This is a genomic window from Streptomonospora sp. PA3 (assembly GCF_009728995.1).
In the GTDB taxonomy this organism is placed as follows: domain Bacteria; phylum Actinomycetota; class Actinomycetes; order Streptosporangiales; family Streptosporangiaceae; genus Streptomonospora.
Genome location: NZ_VTZW01000003.1, coordinates 488,404 through 506,026, shown reverse-complemented (window position 1 = coordinate 506,026; position 17,623 = coordinate 488,404). Strand labels below are relative to the sequence as shown.

The following is a 17,623-nucleotide window of genomic DNA, read 5'->3' as shown; positions in this document are numbered from 1 at the left end:
GGGTGTGCGCGGCAGCGGCGGCGGATGCCCTGCGACCCCGCCGCGCGGCCTTGCCATCGCCCCCGAGTCTAGGGCCGGCGGCAGCCGGCGCGTGCATCCGGCGGAACCTCGTCTCAGCAGTTGGGACGGCGTTTTCGGGGCGGGGCGGGCCACGTCGTGTTTACGAAGTCGGTGCGCCCCAGGCGGTACCCGGCGGGTTCCTGGAAGGCCGCGCCCCCGCCGTTCTCGAACACGGCCTACCTAGACGTCCTCGGAGAAGGCCTCGACCCGCATCACGCTGGCCACCGACCGCACCATGTCCAGGCCGCGCAGGCGCTCGACCGTCGCGGCCAGGGCGGAATCGGGCGCGGTGTGGCTCACCAGCACCAGCTGCGCGTCCTCGCCGGAGCCCTCCTGGCGCACGTTCTTGATGGACACGCCCTGCTCGGCGAACACCTCGGCGACGCGGGCCAGCACGCCGGGGCGGTCGGCGACGTCCAGGGAGATGTGGTACCGGGTGACGGTCTTGCCCATGGCGTGCACGGCCAGGCCGCTGTCGTGGGCGCCCTCGCCCATCGAGGTTCCGGCCAGCCGGTTGCGGGCGACGGCGACCAGGTCGCCGAGCACGGCGCTGGCCGTGGGCGCGCCCCCCGCGCCGGGGCCGTAGAACATCAGCCGCCCCGCGGACTCGGCCTCGACGAACACCGCGTTGTAGGCCTCGGTGACCGCGGCCAGCGGGTGTTCGCGGGGCAGCATCACCGGGTGGACGCGCACGCCCACCGACGCGCCGTCCTCGGCGCGCTGGCAGATGGCCAGCAGTTTGACCACGCAGCCCATCGCCTTGGCACTGGCGATGTCGCCCGCCGTGACGTCGGTGATCCCCTCGCGGTGCACGTCGGCGGCGGTCACGTTCTGGGTGTGGAAGGCGAGCCGGGCCAGGATCGCGGCCTTGGCCGCGGCGTCGAAGCCCTCGACGTCGGCGGTGGGGTCGGCTTCGGCGTAGCCGAGAGTCTGCGCCTCCTCCAGCGACTCGGCGAACCCCGCCCCCTGGGTGTCCATCCGGTCCAGGATGAAGTTGGTGGTGCCGTTGACGATCCCCAGCACCCGGTGGACCCGGTCGCCGGCCAGCGAGTCGCGCAGCGGGCGCAGCAGCGGGATGGCGCCGGCGACGGCGGCCTCGTAGTAGATGTCGACGCCGGCCTCCCGCGCGGCCGCCAGCAGCGTTCCGCCGTCCTCGGCCAGCAGCGCCTTGTTGGCGGTGACGACGGACTTGCCGGCCTTGACCGCCTCCAGGATGAGCGAGCGGGCGGGCTCGATGCCGCCGATGACCTCGACGACGACGTCGATGTCAGGCCGCGTCACCAGCTCCGTGGCGTCGGTGGTGAACAGCTCGGGATCGACCCCGGTGCCGCGCTCGCGCCCCGGGCGCCGCACCGCGATGCCGCCGATCTCCAGGGGTGTTCCCACCCGAGCGGCGAGTTCGGACGCCTGCCGGCCGACCAGCCGCACCACTTCCGCACCCACAACGCCGCATCCCAGCAGCGCCACCTTCATCGCCATAGAGGGGTGACTCCCAGTTCTGTCACGTCGTGCCGTCCACTTCGTCCGCCGCCGGACCGCGGGCGCCGGGCGCCCGGCCCAGTCAGCCTACGTCCAAGCGGAGGAGGTCCTCTTCGGTCTCCCGGCGCACCAGCGTCCGGGGGACGCCGTCGCGCACCCCCACCAGCGCCGGGCGCGGAAGGCGGTTGTAGTTGCTGGCCATGGAGAAGCAGTAGGCCCCGGTCGCGGCGACGGCGACCAGGTCGCCGGGGCGCACGTCGGCGGGCAGGTAGAGGTCGTGCACGATGATGTCGCCGCTCTCGCAGTGCTTGCCGACCAGGCGGGAGAGCACCGGTTGGGCGCCGCTGGTGCGCGAGACGAGCGCGCAGGTGTACTCGGCGCCGTAGAGGGCGGTGCGGATGTTGTCGCTCATGCCGCCGTCGACGCTGACGTAGGTGCGGATGCCCTCGACGTCCTTGACGGTGCCGACCTCGTAGAGGGTGATACCGGCGGGCCCGGACAGGGCGCGGCCGGGCTCGACCGCGATGCGCGGCATCGACAGGCCGTGGGCGTCGCATTCGCGCTGCACGATGGTCAGCAGGCTCTTGGCGATGGCCTCGGGGTCCAGCGGGGTGTCGGCGGGAACGTAGGCGATGCCCAGGCCGCCGCCCAGGTTCAGTTCAGAGAGCTCGGCGCCGGTCTCGCGGTGGACGCGGGTGAGGAACTCGGTGACGCGGCGGGCGGCCACCTCGAACCCGGCGGTGTCGAAGATCTGCGAGCCGATGTGGGAGTGCAGGCCGACCAGTTCGATGTGCTCGCAGGCCAGGACGCGGCGGACGGCCTCGGCGGCGGCTCCGGTGCTCAGCGCCAGGCCGAACTTCTGGTCGTCGTGGGCGGTGGCGACGAACTCGTGGGTGTGGGCCTCGACTCCGGTGGTGACGCGCACCAGCACCTTGGGCACGCGGCCGCGCTCGGCGGCGATGCGCTCCAGGCGCTCGATCTCGTCGAAGGAGTCGACGACGATGCGGCCCACCCCGGCCTCAACGGCGCGGGCCAGCTCGGCCTCGGACTTGTTGTTTCCGTGCATGCCGATGCGCTCGGGCGGCATGCCGGCGGCCAGCGCCACCGTCAGTTCGCCACCGCTGCACACGTCGAGCTTGAGCCCCTCCTCGTGCACCCAGCGGGCGACGGCCTTGGTCAGCAGCGCCTTGCCGGCGTAGTAGACGTCGGCCTCGGCCTCGCTGAAGGCGTTGCGGTAGCTGCGGGCCCGTGCGCGGAAGTCGTCCTCGTCCAGTACGAACAGCGGAGTGCCGTACTCGGCGGCGAGGCGGCGCACGCCCACTCCCCCCACGGCCAGCTCCCCGCCGGCGTCGTCGCGGCGGGCGGTGGCGGGCCAGACCCGCGGATCCAGGTGCATCAGGTCGCGCGGAGGGGACGGGGGGTTCTCCTCGGGCAGGACCTCCGCGTGGCGGGGACCGGCGGGGTGGGCGTAACGGCTCATGGCTCGCTCTCGACGTTCGGGGTGCTTCGCATGCTGGGTCGCGGGCTGCGCGTGCGGACCGGGGCGCCGGCCGGTTCGTGCGGGCGCGGCGGCGGGCCGCTCAGGGTGCGGCGGCCGGGGCCGGCCGGCTGCGGCGGTGGCCGCCGGACCGTTCGACCGCGTGCTCAAAGCCTTGTGGGCGCGGACACGCCGAGCAGTGCCGATCCGGCGCGCAGGACGCCTGCCGCCGCGGCGCACAGCCGCAGTCGGCTCGACGCGGACTCTCCGCCCGCGGGTTCGCCGATCGCCTCAACGGTGAGTCCGCCGCCGGAATTCCGCCACTCATGGTAGGCAGCCGCGAGACCTTCGAGGTATCTGACCAGCATATGGGGTTCGCTACGCCGCTGCGCGGCGCGCAGGACCAGGGGGCCGTCGAACAGGGCGCCGGCGAGCGCGGCGGCCGGGGCGGCCTCCAACGCCGCGGCGAGCAGGGCGTCGCCGGGATCGGCGCCGGGTCCGGGGCCGTGCGCTGCGGGGCCGGAGGGGACGGAGCCGTCCACCTGCGCCTCCCGCACCTGATCGGCCCAGCGCAGCGTCGATACGGCGTGGGCGTGGGCGTAGCGGATCGCGAAGGCGGGGTTGGCCGCCGTGCCCAGTGCCCAGGCGCCGGGGTGCTCGGCCGTGGGCACGGCGGGCAGGCCGGGGCCGGTCTCCTCGCCGGGGCGCGGCTGCTCGGCCGGCGACCGGCAGAAGGCGGTCCGCGCGCTCGCCTCACCGACCACGGCGAGCAGCCGGGCGGCGGGGGTGTCGCCGCCGCCGCGATCGAGATGGGGGTCGCGCCAGGAGGTGTCGCCGTCCGCGGTCCCGCTGCCGGAGAGGGCTTCGGCGGCGAGCATCCTGCGGCGGGCGTCGCCGCGCGCCCGGGTGCGGGCCTCTGCCACGGTGCCGGCGTCGTGCAGCGGGGTCAGCGCCCACGGGTCCTGCGTGCGGGCGGGCGACCCGGGGACCGGCGCCTCCTCCGGCGGACCGAGGCGGGCGTAGAGGAATCCGGCCCCGTCGGCCGCGGCGGTGCGCACCATGGCGGCGCGGGCCCGGGGGGCCACCTCGATGCCGACGAACCCGCCGCGCTCGACCCGGGCCCCGGCGACCTGGGGGCGGTCGAGCAGCCGCGCGACGGCGCCCTCGGCCAGCCGGGAAGCGGGCATCCCGAGTTCGCGGGCCAGGCGCAGCGGCAGCGCCGTGGTGTAGCGGGCGCTACCGGGCGCCCCCGCCCGCCGCGGTTCGGCCGCGGGAAGGGTCTCCGGCGGGCGGCCCGCGGCCTCGGCCACGGCGCTGCGCAGCAGGGCGTCCACGCGCCGGGGGGTGGCGCCCTCGGGCCCCCACCACGGCCGGCCGGCGTCTGCGTCGGCCACCGGCTCAGCCGGCCTGTTCGGCGCGGTTACGGGCGGCGAGCTCGCGCACCAGCCGGATGAGCTCGGTGGGGTCGAAGGGCTTGGTCAGATAGGCGTCGACGCCGATCTCGCGCCCGCGCCGCACGTCGTCCTCCTGGGCGCGGGCGGTGATCAGCAGCACGCGCATCCCGCGGGTGGCCTCGTCCTCGCGCAGCCGCGAGGCGGTCACCCATCCGTCGAGCCTGGGCATCATGATGTCGAGGGTGATCACGTCCGGCTGGACCTCGCCCACGCGGGCGAGGCAGTCCTCGCCGTCAACAGCGGTGTGCACCTCGAAGCCTTCGAGTTGCAGGTTGACGGCGATCAGCTGCCTGATCACCTCGTTGTCGTCGACCACCAGTACGCGTGCCAGAGCATCACCCACGGGCGCGAGACTAACGCTCCGGCCCCCGCCTCCGCTGGCGATCGGCCAAGCCCGCGGATATTGCGCGATCCACCCCGCGGTAGCTGCTAGTCTTGATTCCGCGAAGCGCCCCCTTAGCTCAGGGGATAGAGCAACGGCCTCCGGAGCCGTGTGCGGAGGTTCGAATCCTCCAGGGGGCACCGGTTATGACCTTTAGACCAGCGGAAACGCGTATGCGGCCGCTGGTTTTTCCTTTCTCCCGCCGCACCGCCGACAGCGTGGCGGCGGTGCTCGCGCGCGGGCGCGCAGGCGCGCCGGAGGGCGGCGGTGCCCGGATCCGCGAGGCGTGCCGCCCTTGGTTTCGGATGATCCCTGTTACCGCTATTCGGGCGGTTGGAACCGGCGTGCGTCCGCGCGATCCCGCCCGGCCGGGGCGGCCGGACTCATGGCTCGGCCCGCCGCACCCGGCGGGGTGCGGCGGGCCGATCCGTGCACAGGCCGCGGCTCAACCCACGGGATCGGGCTGGCGCGGGCGCGAGAGCGCGTAGCGCAGCAGCGTCTTGAGCACGTTGCCCGCGGAGTTGCGGTCGCGGGCGTCGAAGTCGACGATGGGGACCTCCGGGGAGATCTCCAGCGCCTCCCGGATCTGGTCGACGGTGTAGGGGAGCTCTCCGTCGAACCGGTTGAGCGCGACGATGTAGGGCACGCTCTGGCTGGTTTCGAAGTAGTCGATCGCGTCGAAGCAGTCCGCCAGCCGGCGGGAGTCGACGACGATGACCGCGCCGACCGCGCCTCGGACGATGTCGTTCCACATGAACCAGAACCGCGCCTGCCCCGGTGTGCCGAACATGTACATGATCAGCTCTTGTTCCAGGGTGAGCCGGCCGAAGTCCATGGCGACCGTGGTGGTGACCTTCTCCGGTGTGGAGGAGAGGTCGTCGTGCTGCTCGCTGGCCTCGGTCATCACCGCTTCGGTGGAAACCGGGGGGATCTCCGAGACCGAGCCGACCAGCGTGGTCTTGCCCGCACCGAATCCGCCGGCGACGACGACCTTGGCGGATACGAGCGACCGACCCGATGCGCTGGAGCTACTGGAAGAGGCGTTCGAGTCCACGTAGCGCCCTTTCAAGAACTTGGTTTTCCGACGGGCTGTGGCCGGTGATGGTGGGGTGGATGTAGACGAGTCCCTGGTCGGCCAGATCGCTGAGCAGGACCTGCGTCACACCCAGCGGGATCTTCAGCGCCGCTGAGATCTCGGCCACCGAACGCGTCTCGCGGCACATCTCGTGGATGCGCTGCGCCTCGGGCGGCAGGGTCGAGGGCGCCTCGGTGTTGGCGTCGGCGGCGGAGACGAGCGTCTGCACCAGCAGCGGATGGCGGGAGCGGGTGCGACCGCCGGTGAAGGTGTAGGGGCGGATGCGCCCGCGCCGACTCCTGCGGTTCCTCATGTGGCTGCCACCCTCTTCGCCCCCGGCGATGTGCGCGGGTATTCGTTGACTGGCAATGGTTCCCTCACGGTGACACGACCCCGCGGAGCTGTGAGCGGAGCTGCGGGGTGAGCGCGTGCCCGGCGCTCTCGACGAGCTTGGTCATCTGGTAGGCGACGACCTTCATGTCGGCGTTGGGCGCGCTCAGCACAGCCAGGCACGAGCCGTCGCTGATCGACATCACGAACAGGTGGCCGCGCTGCATGCGCACGATGAGCTGCTCGCACTCGCCCTTGCCGAACATCTTGGCCCCGCCCAGCGCCAGGCTGTGCATGCCGCTTGCGATGGCGGCGAGCTGCTCGGCGTACTGCTCGGGGAAGTCGCGCGAGGAGGTCAGCAGGAGCCCGTCGGAGGACACCACGATGGCGTGCTCAACTCCGGGGACGTCGTCGACGAAGTTGGAGATCAGCCAGGTGAAGCTCTCCGCGTCAGCACTCTCACTCAAGCGGTTGTCCATTTCAGTCCAGCTTCTTCAATGGTTCGGGTAAAGGTCCTGAGCCGATCACGGCGGTCCTTCTGTCAGCTGTCCTCGTCGTCGCCGCGGGCGGCGGCCTGCTCGCCCTCGACGAAGCCCGCGAGGTCGTCGCGGATGCGCTCGGCTCTGTCCGCGGGCGGCGCCTCGTCGGCGTCGTCCGCCGGCGCGTCGGGCTCCGCCTCCCACGTCTCGGCGACAGGCATCGGCGAGGTGGTGCGGTGTGCGCTGCGGCGCGGCAGGCCGGCGGCGGTGACCGACGACGAGGAATCCATGGCGCTGCGCTCCTCCTGCGCATTCGGGACAGGAGCCGACGGTGCCCGCCCGGGTTGGGGGGCCGGACGGCGCTGGACCGGTGGCGCCACGGGCCGCGGCGCGGGCTCGGGTGAGGGGGGAAGGGGACCGGTGGTGGAAAGGAGATCGGAGCCGACCATCACGTGGGCGCTGATGCCCCGGAACGCGCGCGCCTCCAGCTGGACCTCCATGCCGTGGCGGTGGGCGATGTTGCTGACCACGTAGAGGCCCATGTGCCGGATGACCTGCTCGTCGAGCACGGGCTCGCCGCGCAGGCGCTTGTTCAGGTCGGCGAGCTGGTCGTCGGGGATGCCGATGCCCTCGTCCTGGACGGTCAGCAGCAGGCGCTCGCCGTCGGCCATGTACTGGCCGCTGATGACGACCTGGGCGTGCTCGGGCGACTTGCCCGTCGCGTTGTCCATGAGCTCGGCCAGCAGGTGGCTGAGGTCGTCGGCCGCCGAGCCGGACACGAACACCTGGGGCAGGCGCCCGACCTGCACCCGCTGGTAGTCCTTGATCTCCGAGATCGCCGCGCGGGCCACGTCCAGCAGCGGCACGGGCTCGGCGGAGGGGTCACCGGTGTCCTGGTCGGCGAGCACCAGCAGGTTCTCGCTGTTGCGGCGCATCCGGGTGGCCAGGTTGTCGATCTTGAACAGGCTGTCGAGGAGCTCGGGGTCCTCGCTGTTGTCCTCCAGGTCCTCGACGACCTCGATGAGGGAGTCCACGAGGGCGAGGTCGCGCATCGCCAGCCCGGCCAGCGTGCTGGTGACCAGCTTGACCGAGGCTCCGCTGTCGGCCTCCGGGGCCTGCTCCTCGCTGGGCTGCTCGGCGGCGGGGGCGGGCGGGGGCGGAGCCTGCTCGGCGGGCTGCGGCAGGGGGTGCCCGACGGGCTGCGGCGGTCCGGCGGGCATGGGCGCGGGCGGGTACTGCGGCCAGGCCGCCTGCTGCTGGGGGTGGTGGACCGGGCCCGACTGCGGCCAGGCGGCGGCTCCCACCCCGGCGGGCTGGGCGTTGAACTGCTGGGCCAGCGCCTGCTGCTGTGCTGCGAACAGCTCGTTGGCCGTCATCCCCTGTGCGGGCTCGCGCCTGCCCATGCCGAGGCGTCTGAGCAGACGCCGCCACCGGCCTTCGGGTTTCGGGGCCGGCCACATGGGCGGCGGGGGGTTCTGGTGCGTGACCGGCGGCTGTGCCGGGGGAGGGTTCCCCTGGCCGGCCGATGACGACGCCTGCGCCACGGCACACCTCCTCGTATGCGGGAACGGGTGAGCGGCGGCCGGTTCGCCGAGTTCCGCGGACCGGAGCGGCGAAAGGCACAGCTCCGAGCGGTCACCCGGGTCCGCGCCGCGGGCAGAGCCAAGCGCATCCTCCGCAGCGGATCGCTCCGGAATTTCCGACCGGACACGAACCCATTGCTGCTAGCGCCTGGAATCCGACGAATCGGCGGTTACGCTAGCACAGGAAACGCGATCCGGTGAGATATGCCCGAGACAGACGCACCTCGGGAAAACTCCGGGAGTACAGTCGGCGCTCTCAATACACCTCGAATCAGACATTTAGTGCGAGGCATTTCGGACAGCCGAGCCGACCGCAAACCTACCGCGCCCCGGGGGATCCACGCCTCTGACCCCCTATGCACGACGCGCATAGCACACAGCCGTACCATTGCCCACCGCGGCGAATAGGGCAGTGACCTGGAACGCGCTTCTTACCAGCGCGAGCGAATACCGCATAGGCGCACAGAACGCCGCCGACAGAACGCATATTGGTGACGAAGATCACGTTCACCGGGTGATCGCGCACGGGAAAGATCACCTTTGTGCAGATTGATCATCATCCTCCTGCGCACGACCATGTCCTCCCCCTCTTACCGTTTCCACCACGCCACCTGCGCCGCCTGGCGAACACGCACCGCCTCCGGGGCACATCAGAGCGCGTCCGGCACCGCCGGGGCGCCGCCCGCACCCCCGGAGCGCCTGCCCGGCGGGAGTCCCCGCCCCCGTCCTCGGGGGACGGGAAACCCCCGCGGTGCCGGGGATGCGGGTTCTCCGGCGGCGCGGACCCGATCACGCGAGCGGGTAGCGTCGCATTCGTGCGCCGCTGGGCGGATCGGCCGCATTCCCGCCGCGCCGGTGACCACCGGTTGAGACGGCAGCGGGAGGAGGTATGCGCACAACGCTGATCGCCTGAGGCGACGGGCCTCCTCGGCCCCGCACCGCTGTCCGCGTTCCCGACCGCACCGCGCCGACCGACCGCACTGCCCCCCTTGCCCGGCCCCGCCCCTCAGGGCCGATCCGCACGGCTGCTCCCTGATCTCCCACATGTCCCGTGCGTACATGCACAGCAACAAGGAGTGGTTCATGTCTCCGTCCGCTGAACCCGCGCCGTCCCTACTCCCTCCCCTCTCCCCGCAGGCCGTCCTGCCGGGCGGCCGCGAGCCGCGGAGGCGCCCGTGGGCGCTCCGCCGCGTCCCGGATCCCCAGCGCCACACGGGGAGGTGCGCGTGACCGCCCCCGGCGACCAAGCCCCCAGAGCGGCCCGAACGCCGATCGGCGACCGCGCCGCCGTCGTGGGCATCGGCTGCCGCCTGCCCGGCGTTGTGAACAGCCCCGCCGCGCTGTGGGAGCTGCTGACCAGCGGCCGCAGCACCATCGGTCCCGTCCCCGAGGACCGGTGGTCGGCCATGGCCGAGCTGCTGCACGAGGAGGACCGGCCCGGCCGGGCCTGGCCGGCCGCGGCGCTCGGCGCCGACGAGGTGTCGGCCTTCGACAACGGGTTCTTCGGCATCGACCCCGCGACCGCGGAGGCGATGCACCCGCTGCACCGCTGGGTGGCCGAGACCGGCGTCGAGGCGTTGCAGGACGCCGGCATCACCGCCGCCGAAGCGGCCGACCGCACCGGCATCTACACCGGTTCGGCCGCCGTCGACTCCGCCGTCGACGGGTTCGCGCCCGGCCGGCGGCCCGGGCTGCTGACGGTAGGCGGCACCGGCGCGGGCATGCTGGCCACCCAGCTCGCCCGCTTCCTCGACGCGCGCGGGCCGGTGACCACCATCGACACCGCCTGCTCCTCCAGCCTCACCGCCATCCACTACGCGCGGCGCGACCTGGAGGCCGGCGACATCGACATCGCGATCGTCGCCGGCGTGAACTCGGTGACCTCCCCCGTGCCCACGCGCGCGTTCGCCGACGGCGGTGTCATCGCCGACGAGTGCCGGCCCTTCGACGCCAAGGCCGACGGGTACGTGCGCGGCGAGGGGGCGGTGGTGGTCGTGCTGCGCCGCCTGGACGACGCCCGCTCCCGCGGGGACCGGGTCTACGCCGTCGTCGCGGGCAGCGCCGTCAACAGCGACGGGCGCTCGCCCCAGGGCCTGGGCGCGCCCAGCGCCGAGGCCCAGGCCCGGCTGCTGGCCGACTGCTACGCGCGCGCGGGCGTCGATCCGGCGGTCGTGGGCTATGTGCACGCCCACGGGACGGGCACCCGGGCCGGCGACCGCATCGAGGCCCAGGCACTGCACCGGGTCTTCGCGCGCTCGCCGGAGGATCCGCTGGTGGTGGGATCCAGTAAGGGCGCCCTCGGCCACCAGGAGGGCGGTGCCGGCGTCGTGGGCCTGGCCGCGGCCGCTCTGGCGGTCCACCACGGCCGGATCCCCTCCACCGCCGGGCACGCCAACCTGCGACCTGCGCTGCAGCGCATGGCGATCCGGGTACCCACCGAGACGACGGCCTGGCCCGAGCGGGGGGCCGGGAGGGTCGCGGGGGTGTCCTCGTTCGGCTTCGGCGGAAGCAACGCCCACGCCATCCTCACCCAGCCGCCGGAGCCCGGGCCCGGCTCGGCCGCCGAACCGGCCGCGGCCCAGCGGGCGCCGGCCACCCAGGTTGTCCCGATCTCGGCGCACACGCCCGAGTCACTGGCCGCGACGGCCGCCGACTGGGCCGACGCGGTGGAGAGCGCGCCCGCCGGCCTGCGGGCGGTCGCGGCCACCGCGGGCCACCGCCGCGACCACCACAGCCACCGCGCCGCGGTCGTCGCCGCCACGCCCGCGGAGGCGGGCCGGGCACTGCGGGCGCTGGCCTCCGGCCAGGCCCATCCGGCACTGGCCGGGCCGCGGCAGGTGCCGCCGCGCGAACCGCTGCGGCTGGTGTTCGCCTTCGGCGGGCACGGAGCCCAGCGGTCGGCGATGGGGCGGGTGCTCGCGCAGCGCTCGCCGGCGTTCGCCGCGGCGCTGGAGGAAGTGGGCGCATGCCTGGACGCCTGGGGGGCCGACCCGTCGTGGAACCCCCTCGCGGGCGAGCCCGCCGGCTACGCCGCCACCCAGCAGGCGGTCTTCGCCTTCCAGGTGGCGGCCGCGCGCACGCTGGGCTCCTGGGGGCTGATCCCCGACGCGGTCGTGGGCCACAGCCTGGGCGAGGTGGCCGCCGCCCACATCGCCGGCGCCCTGACGCTGGAGGCGGCCGCCCGGGTGGTCGTCACCCGCTCGCGGATGCTGGAGGAGGTCGTCGACGACGGCGCGATGCTGGCCACCGGCCTGAGCGCGTCGGAGGCGCGGATGCGCCTGGCCGACCATCCCGAGCTGGACCTGGCCGTGCACAACGGGCCCCGCGCCACTGTGGTCTCCGGACCGACCGGCGCTCTGCAGCGGCTGGCCCGCGAACTGCAGGCCCAGGAGGTGTGGCACCGCCTGCTGCCCGACGCTCCCCCGGCGCACTCCCGGCTGGTGGCCGACGGCGCGAAGCGGCTCGGCGCCGCGCTGGAGGGCATGGAGGCGGGGGCGCCGACGACCGCGCTCGCCTCGACCGCCCTGCGCGGGGCGCCGGCGCCCGTCATGGACGCGGGCTACTGGGCCGCTCAGCTCCGCGATCCCGTCGACCTGCACGCGGCTCTGGCCCGCACCGCGCACGCGGGCCGGTGCCTGATCGTGGAGATCTCGCCGAACGCGACGCTGGCCACGCCGATCACCCAGACCATCACCCAACACGCCCTGCCCGCGGCCGTCAGCGCCCCCGGCGCGCTGGAGACCGATGAGCACACCGCCCTGCTGCACGCCGTGGCCGACTGCTACACCCACGGCCGTATACCGGACTGGCCCGACCGCGGCCATCCGCACGCCCCCCTGCCGCCGCTGCGCTGGCACCGCGCCACCGCCGAGGCGGCGCCGTCGCTGCGCGCACAGCTGGCCGGACTCGGCGCCGCCGAGCGCCGGGACCGCCTGGAGCGGCTGGCCCGCACCCTGGTCGCCGACCTGGCGCCCGGCCCGGTGGGCCCCGAGGACCATGACACCGATCTGGGCGACCTGGGCTTGACCTCCCACGCCCGGCTGGCCCTGCGCGCGCGGCTGGCCGGCCTGGACCCCGAGTTGGCGCGGCCGGGCGCCTTGGACGTCGAGCACTCCCCCACCATCGCCGGACTGGGCCGGGCCCTGGCCACGGTGCTGCCGGCGCCCGAGCCGCCCGGAGGGGAGGACCGCGGGGACCGCGGCCTGGCTGAGGCCGACCGCTCGGCCGCGGCCGGCCGCTGAGGAGCGTGCCCGCACCGACGGCACCACGGCGGGCCCGATGCGGCGGAAACCGACCGCCGCACCGGGCCCGCCGCCGTTCTCACTCGCGGGCGCGCGTCGCGCCGCGCCGACCTGCGGGCGCGGCCGGCGGGCTTTCAGGGCGCGGGCGGTCCCGTGCCGGGTTCGGTGTCCGACCGTTCCGCCCCGCCCGCCAGGCGGGAGCGCACGGCGTGCTTGTCGATCTTGCCGACTCCGCTGCGCGGGATCTCCTCGGCGAAGTCGACGACCCCGGGAACCTTGTAGCGGGCCAGCCGCCCGCTGAGGAAGTCGCGCAGCTCGCGGGACCCCGGGCACCGCCCCGGCACGGGCACGACCAGCGCGGCGCCCGACTCGCCCCAGTCGGGATGGGGGACGCCGACCACGGCGCACTCGCGCACGTCCGGGTGTTCGGCGAGCGCGGCCTCGACCTCCGCGGGATAGACGTTCTCCCCGCCGGAGACGTACATGTCCTTCACCCGGTCCACGATGCGGAAGTAGCCCTCGTCGTCGACCTCGGCGGCGTCACCGGTGTGCAGCCACCCCTCGCGCAGCGCCGCGGCCGTCTCCGCCGGGCGGTGCCAGTAGCCCGGGGTGACGTTGGGGCCCTCGACCAGCACCTCGGAGGGCCCGGGACCGGGTTCCGCGGTGCGCACGTCGGTGAAGAACGCGGGCACGCCGGCGCTGCCCGCCTTCCGCTCGCAATCGGCCACGGGCAGCAGCAGCGCGCCCGGTGCCGCCTCGGTGAGGCCGTAGCCCTGCACGAAGGCCAGCCCGCGGCGCATGTAGCGCTCGATGAGCGGCGGCGGCACCGGCGCTCCCCCGCACAGCAGCAGCCGCAGGCCCGAGAGGTCGGCCTCCTCCCAGCGGGGTGAGCGGGCGATGCGCTCGTACATGGTCGGCACGCCGAACATCACCGTCACCCCCTCGCGCTCGACCAGGTCCAGGGTGCGCTCGGGACCGAACCGCTCTTCCAGCAGCAGGCGGCCGCCTTTGAGCAGGACCGGCAGGCACAGCATGTTCAGCGCCGCGGTGTGGAACATGGGCGCGCTGACGAGGGCGGTGTCGGTGCCGACCAGGTCGGTGTCGACGACGGAGTTCAGGCAGTTCCAGGTGACGTTGCCGTGGGTGAGCACCACTCCTTTGGGGCGGCCGGTGGAGCCGGAGGTGTAGAGCAGCAGGAACGGGTCGTCGTGCCCGACGGGGCGGTCGATCGGGCGGGCCGGGGCGGTCGCCGCCGCCCGCTCCAGGCCGTCCTCCTCGCCGCCGACGGTGAGCAGGGCCCCGGCCAGCCCGGAGCCGTAGAGCGCTTCGGCGTCGGCGCGGCGGTCGGCGTCGGCGATGAGGACGGCCGGGGAGCTGTCGGCGGCCAGCGCCTCCAGCTCGGCGCGGGCCAGGCGGGTGTTGAACGGGGTGAACACCGCCCCGAGCAGGGCGGCCGCGAACATCGCCTCCAGGAACTCGGGCCGGTTGGCGCCCAGGTAGGCGACGCGGTCGCCGCGCTCGACGCCGCGCTCCTCCAGCGCGTGGGCCAGCCGGGTGGAGCGCTCGGACAGTTCGCAGTAGGTGGCGGAGCGTCCGTTGTGCACGACGGCCGTGCGCCCGCCCGCCGCGCGGCTCCGCCGGGCGGGCCATGATCCGATGCCGTGGTTGCGCATGGCGGTCTCCGGGGTTTCGTACGATCCGGGCTCAGACGCGCCGGAGGTCGCGGGCGGATGTCTCGGGCGTGAGCAGTACGGCCAGCGTGGCCAGCAGCGCCATGCCGGCGAGGTAGAGGCCGACTGCGAACGAGCCGCCCTGGGCCGCGAACAGGGCGGTGGCGACGATGGGCGCCAGCCCGCCGCCGATCACGTTGCCCAGCTGGTACCCGGTGGAGATGCCGCTGTAGCGCACCCGGGTGGGGAACAGCTCCGACAGCAGCGCCGACAGCGGGCCGTACTGGGCCGAAACGACGATGACGGCGAGGGTGCAGGCCGCCATCGCCCAGGCCAGCGACTCGGTGTCGAACATGGGGAAGAACAGCAGGGCGAGCACGATCTGGGCCAGCCCGCCGCCGATGAAGACGCGGCGCCGCCCCAGCCTGTCGCTCAGGGCGGACCAGCCCAGGATGGCGGCGAGCTGGACGCCGCTGGCGAGGGTGACCACGGTCAGCAGCGCGTCGCGGGAGTAGGACAGCTCGGTGGTGCCATAGGACAGCGTGTAGACGAGGACGATGTAGCCCAGGCCGGTCGAGGCGGCGGTGGCGAACATCGCGCGCACGACGCCCAGCGGGTGGTGCCGCAGGACCTCGACCAGCGGCACGGACCGCACGGGTGCCGCGCCCTCGCGCTGCTCGGGCTTGCGCCGCTCCTCCTCGAACAGCGGGCTTTCGCTCACCCGCCGGCGGATCACGTAGCCCACTCCGATGAGCACGACGCTCGCGAGGAAGCCCAGGCGCCATCCCCACTGCGCGAAGGCCTCGGCGGTCATGGTGGACGCGCCCAGCATGACCAGGTTCGCGGCGATGGCCCCGGCGGGCACCCCGAGCTGCGGCGCCGCGCCGTACAGCCCGCGCCGGCCTTCGGGTGCGTGCTCGACCGCCATGAGCGCCGCGCCGCCCCATTCGGCGCCCACACCCAGCCCTTGGGCCAGCCGCAGCAGCACCAGCAGGACCGGCGCGGCGATGCCGATCTGGGCGTAGTTGGGCAGCAGGCCGACCAGCACGGTGGCGCCGCCCATGACGAGCAGGGACACCACGAGCATCTGCTTGCGGCCGAGGACCCGGTCGCCCAGGTGGCCGGCGATGATCCCGCCCAGCGGGCGGGCGATGAACCCGACCGTGAACGTGGAGAGCGCGGCCAGCTGGCTGGCGAGCGCGTTGTCGGAGGGGAAGAACTGGGGGCCGAAGACGAGTGCGGCCGCGGCTCCGTAGAGGAAGAAGTCGTACCACTCGATGCTGGTGCCGACGAAGCTCGCGACGGCGATCTTGCGGGCCTCGCGGTGCGAAGACGCGGTCGGCGGGCGCGGGGATCCGGTCACGGTGGTTCTCCGTTCCAGAGGGGGGATGCGCCCCTGTGCAGGGCCGTCGCGGGGGGCGGGGCCGGGGCCCGCCCCGCCCCCCGCGGGGCTCAGCCGCGTGCGTAGTGGCCGAGACCGGGCCGGTAGCTCTTGGCGTCGAGGAACTGCTCCAGGCCGCGGCTGCGCCCCTGCTCGGGGTCGAGGAACTGCGACTGCTCCAGCTTGGCGTAGAGATAGTCCTCTGCTCGGTCCCAGGGCATCTCGGCGGCGACCTTGTAGCCGGTCTTGGCCGCCCGCAGCACCACGGGATTCATGCCGGCGAGCCGGAGGGCGAGCTCGCGGGTGCGGTCGTGCAGCCTCTCGGCCGGGACGGCCTCGTTGACCAGGCGCATCCGCGCTGCGGCCCGGCCGTCGAAGGCCTCGCCGGTCATGATGTGGTACAGCGCGTCGCGCTGGGGGACGACCGCGGCGAGCGCCCGGCTGACCACCCCGCCCGGCGGAATGCCCCAGTTGATCTCCGACAGCCCGAACCGGGCGTCCTCGGCGGCCACGGCCAGGTCGCAGGCGACCAGGGGCGTGAAGGCGCCGCCGAAGCACCAGCCGTTGACCATGGCCACGGTGGGCTTGGGGTAGGTGGACAGCCGCCGCCACTGCCATTCCGCCGCGGTGCGGCGCACCCGGTCCTGCAGCGCCGGGTCGCCCGCGGCGTCCACGTCGCGGAAGTACTCCTGGAGGTCCATGCCGGCGCTCCACGCCTCGCCGGCGCCGGTGAGGACCACAACGCGGCAGCGGTCGTCGCCCTCCAGCGCATCCAGGGTGGCGACCATCTCCTCGTTGAGCCGCGGGTTCATGGCGTTGCGCTTGTCGGGCCGGTTGAGCGTCACCCAGGCGATGCCCTCGTCGAACTCGACGAGGACGGTGTCCCCCCAGGGCGGGGACGAGCCGCTGCGCGCGGCGCCGCCCTCAGACTCCATGTCAAACTCCTTGATATAAGGGACCTTGGTGAAGGTGTAACAAGGACCTTGATAACGTGTCAACCATGACCGACCCCGCCCGCGCGCAGGAGACCCCCGAAGACCCCGCGCCGCCGCGCATCATCTACCTGGTCAAGCGGATCGAGCTCATCGCCCGCTCACACCTGGACGCCATCACCCGCGAGCACGGGCTGACCACCCTGCAGTACACGGCGCTGAGCGTGCTGCGCGCCCAGCCCGGGCTGTCGGCCGCGCAGCTGGCGCGGCGCTCCTTCGTAAGCGCGCAGGCCATGAGTGAGATGGTCGGCGCGCTGGAAGCCAAGGGCATGATCAGCCGCGAGCCCGCCCCCGGCAACCGGCGAGTGCTGCGCGCCCACCTCACCGAGGCGGGCCGCGCGGCGCTGGAGGCCTGCGACCGCGGCGCCGATCTGCTCGAAGAGCACATGCTCCGCGACGTCCCGCCCCACGAGGCGGCGGTCCTGCGCCGCGCCCTCACCGCCTGCGCGCGCGGCCTCGGCGACTTCGCGGGAGCCGAGGCGGTCCACGCCTGAGGCCGGGCCCGCCCGGCCCCGCAGGCGGCCGGGGCGCGGTCCCGGCGGCTCGGGCTCCCGCCCCGGCCCGCCCGTTCCGCCAGCCCGTGAGAGCGGTGGCCTTCTCCGCGGGCGTCCCCTGGACGATGCCGCCCGCGACGAACGCGCGGCGCCGCACCGCCGCGGGCAGCCCGGAGGCCGGATCGGCCGGCCGCGCCGAGCCCGGATCCACCCCAGCGCCGGGAAGTCCCGCCCCTCCGGGCACCGGCTCACCGCCCGCAGGGCCGCGACCGAGGAGTCGAAGTCGGACAGCCGGCGGGCCGCCTATCGAGGACAGTGCATCACACCGCCTCCTTCCCGCGCCGCGGCCCTCTGTGCTGGAACGAATATCCGCATGCGGTTCCCGTAGACCTTGAGGGGGCCGTGCCGCCCCGGGGGCGGCGGCGGGCGCGGCGCGCGGTCTTGTCCCGAGCGCCCGCCGAGCCGTATTTTCGGTGCACCCGCCCGTCGGGGCCGCTCACGGGCCCGCTTGCCGCCGCATCAGGAA

13 protein-coding genes and 1 tRNA gene are annotated in these 17,623 nt (G+C 74.1%); 3 read left to right on the top strand and 11 right to left on the bottom strand.

All coding sequences use genetic code 11. From position 1 onward, the window contains the following. Positions 1–240 precede the first annotated feature (240 nt). From FZ103_RS02545 to FZ103_RS02530, 4 genes are all read right to left on the bottom strand, one after another. Positions 241–1,539, bottom strand: coding sequence for a homoserine dehydrogenase (locus FZ103_RS02545; protein WP_155998383.1), 1,299 nt, complete (start codon positions 1,537–1,539; stop codon positions 241–243). An 82-nt stretch (positions 1,540–1,621) separates the two neighbouring features. Continuing rightward, positions 1,622–3,019, bottom strand: coding sequence for a diaminopimelate decarboxylase (gene lysA / locus FZ103_RS02540; protein ID WP_155998381.1), 1,398 nt, complete (start codon positions 3,017–3,019; stop codon positions 1,622–1,624). A 164-nt stretch (positions 3,020–3,183) separates the two neighbouring features. Then, positions 3,184–4,410: a DALR anticodon-binding domain-containing protein gene (locus tag FZ103_RS02535; protein ID WP_186355701.1), complete on the bottom strand. Its 1,227-nt coding sequence runs from the start codon at positions 4,408–4,410 to the stop codon at positions 3,184–3,186. A gap of 4 nt (positions 4,411–4,414) precedes the next feature. Further along, positions 4,415–4,813: a response regulator gene (locus FZ103_RS02530; protein WP_343233339.1), complete on the bottom strand. Its 399-nt coding sequence runs from the start codon at positions 4,811–4,813 to the stop codon at positions 4,415–4,417. A gap of 107 nt (positions 4,814–4,920) precedes the next feature. Here FZ103_RS02530 and FZ103_RS02525 point away from each other — a divergent pair. Next, positions 4,921–4,992 (top strand) — tRNA-Arg (locus tag FZ103_RS02525). A gap of 305 nt (positions 4,993–5,297) precedes the next feature. Here FZ103_RS02525 and FZ103_RS02520 read toward each other — a convergent pair. The 4 genes from FZ103_RS02520 to FZ103_RS02505 form a co-directional block, all read right to left on the bottom strand. Next, positions 5,298–5,906 carry an ATP/GTP-binding protein gene (locus tag FZ103_RS02520; protein WP_186355700.1) on the bottom strand — a complete coding sequence of 203 codons (609 nt, stop codon included), beginning with the start codon at positions 5,904–5,906 and terminating at the stop codon, positions 5,298–5,300. Next, positions 5,881–6,240 (bottom strand): DUF742 domain-containing protein, encoded by a 360-nt coding sequence (locus FZ103_RS02515; protein WP_155998377.1) that lies wholly within the window; start codon positions 6,238–6,240, stop codon positions 5,881–5,883. The genes FZ103_RS02520 and FZ103_RS02515 overlap by 26 nt, the downstream gene beginning before the upstream one ends. Before the next feature lie 64 nt (positions 6,241–6,304). Continuing rightward, complete coding sequence (locus FZ103_RS02510) at positions 6,305–6,736, bottom strand: roadblock/LC7 domain-containing protein (RefSeq protein ID WP_155998375.1); 432 nt, start codon at positions 6,734–6,736, stop codon at positions 6,305–6,307. A gap of 62 nt (positions 6,737–6,798) precedes the next feature. Beyond that, on the bottom strand, positions 6,799–8,139 hold the full coding sequence (locus tag FZ103_RS02505) for a sensor histidine kinase KdpD (protein ID WP_186355699.1): 1,341 nt from the start codon (positions 8,137–8,139) through the stop codon (positions 6,799–6,801). 1,406 nt (positions 8,140–9,545) lie between these two features. On the opposite strand from FZ103_RS02505, the gene FZ103_RS25260 reads away from it, so the two are divergent. Beyond that, positions 9,546–12,560, top strand: a complete 3,015-nt coding sequence (locus FZ103_RS25260; protein WP_155998371.1) for a type I polyketide synthase — start codon at positions 9,546–9,548, stop codon at positions 12,558–12,560. 134 nt (positions 12,561–12,694) lie between these two features. Here the strand turns inward: FZ103_RS25260 and FZ103_RS02495 are convergent, their stop codons facing one another. The 3 genes from FZ103_RS02495 to FZ103_RS02485 all read right to left on the bottom strand — a co-directional run bounded on the left by FZ103_RS02495 (position 12,695) and on the right by FZ103_RS02485 (position 16,546). Next, positions 12,695–14,233, bottom strand: a complete 1,539-nt coding sequence (locus tag FZ103_RS02495; protein ID WP_155998370.1) for a long-chain fatty acid--CoA ligase — start codon at positions 14,231–14,233, stop codon at positions 12,695–12,697. A gap of 31 nt (positions 14,234–14,264) precedes the next feature. Then, complete coding sequence (locus tag FZ103_RS02490; protein ID WP_186355698.1) at positions 14,265–15,593, bottom strand: MFS transporter; 1,329 nt, start codon at positions 15,591–15,593, stop codon at positions 14,265–14,267. 89 nt (positions 15,594–15,682) lie between these two features. Then, the gene (locus tag FZ103_RS02485; RefSeq protein WP_155998368.1) at positions 15,683–16,546 is read right to left on the bottom strand and encodes a p-hydroxycinnamoyl CoA hydratase/lyase; all 864 of its coding nucleotides are present in this window, start codon (positions 16,544–16,546) and stop codon (positions 15,683–15,685) included. Between the two features lie 65 nt (positions 16,547–16,611). On the opposite strand from FZ103_RS02485, the gene FZ103_RS02480 reads away from it, so the two are divergent. After that, positions 16,612–17,097 (top strand): MarR family winged helix-turn-helix transcriptional regulator, encoded by a 486-nt coding sequence (locus FZ103_RS02480; RefSeq protein ID WP_155998366.1) that lies wholly within the window; start codon positions 16,612–16,614, stop codon positions 17,095–17,097. Positions 17,098–17,623: the final 526 nt, after the last annotated feature.

Excerpts from the sequence above, each read along its gene's own strand:
- FZ103_RS02545 (WP_155998383.1), bottom strand. The coding sequence starts at position 1,539 with ATGGCGATGAAGGTGGCGCTGCTGGGATGCGGCGTTGTGGGTGCGGAA.
- lysA (WP_155998381.1), bottom strand. The coding sequence starts at position 3,019 with ATGAGCCGTTACGCCCACCCCGCCGGTCCCCGCCACGCGGAGGTCCTG.
- FZ103_RS02515 (WP_155998377.1), bottom strand. The coding sequence starts at position 6,240 with ATGAGGAACCGCAGGAGTCGGCGCGGGCGCATCCGCCCCTACACCTTC.
- FZ103_RS02510 (WP_155998375.1), bottom strand. The coding sequence starts at position 6,736 with ATGGACAACCGCTTGAGTGAGAGTGCTGACGCGGAGAGCTTCACCTGG.
- FZ103_RS02505 (WP_186355699.1), bottom strand. The coding sequence starts at position 8,139 with ATGGGCAGGCGCGAGCCCGCACAGGGGATGACGGCCAACGAGCTGTTC.
- FZ103_RS02495 (WP_155998370.1), bottom strand. The coding sequence starts at position 14,233 with ATGCGCAACCACGGCATCGGATCATGGCCCGCCCGGCGGAGCCGCGCG.
- FZ103_RS02485 (WP_155998368.1), bottom strand. The coding sequence starts at position 16,546 with ATGGAGTCTGAGGGCGGCGCCGCGCGCAGCGGCTCGTCCCCGCCCTGG.
- FZ103_RS02480 (WP_155998366.1), top strand. The coding sequence starts at position 16,612 with ATGACCGACCCCGCCCGCGCGCAGGAGACCCCCGAAGACCCCGCGCCG.